This is a genomic window from Pseudoalteromonas sp. bablab_jr010 (assembly GCF_016464105.1).
Classification (GTDB): Bacteria; Pseudomonadota; Gammaproteobacteria; order Enterobacterales; family Alteromonadaceae; genus Pseudoalteromonas; species Pseudoalteromonas simplex.
Window position 1 is genome coordinate 1 of the sequence record NZ_JACDWV010000011.1, and the last position, 386, is coordinate 386.

Here is a 386-nt window from a genome sequence, read left to right on the forward strand (position 1 = left end):
ATCCACCGTGTACGCTTAGTCACTTAACCATACAACCCAAACGGGTCTTTGTTAGTGACAGCTGTTAACTTCGCCAGAAGTTAATTCATCAAATAATGATGAGAATACTAAAGTAGATACCGATTAATCATTGCTGATTAATGGCATATTTTTACTTTTGAAAACTCTTTATAGATACAAGTATCTATAAGAATTTTAATATCAGCTTTCCAAATTTTTAAAGAGCATATTAATTAGTTAAACCAAAGCGGTTTAGCTAACTAACAATCATCTGTGTGGACACTACGAACAAATAAGTTCTAAATCGTATAAGGAGGTGATCCAGCCCCAGGTTCCCCTAGGGCTACCTTGTTACGACTTCACCCCAGTCATGAATCACTCCGTGG

At 36.5% G+C, this 386-nt stretch carries 1 rRNA gene; it reads right to left on the reverse strand.

Going from position 1 to position 386, the window contains the following annotated elements:
- Positions 1-309: 309 nt before the first annotated feature.
- A 16S ribosomal RNA gene (locus JIG37_RS00120) occupies positions 310-386 on the reverse strand; the annotation flags it as partial.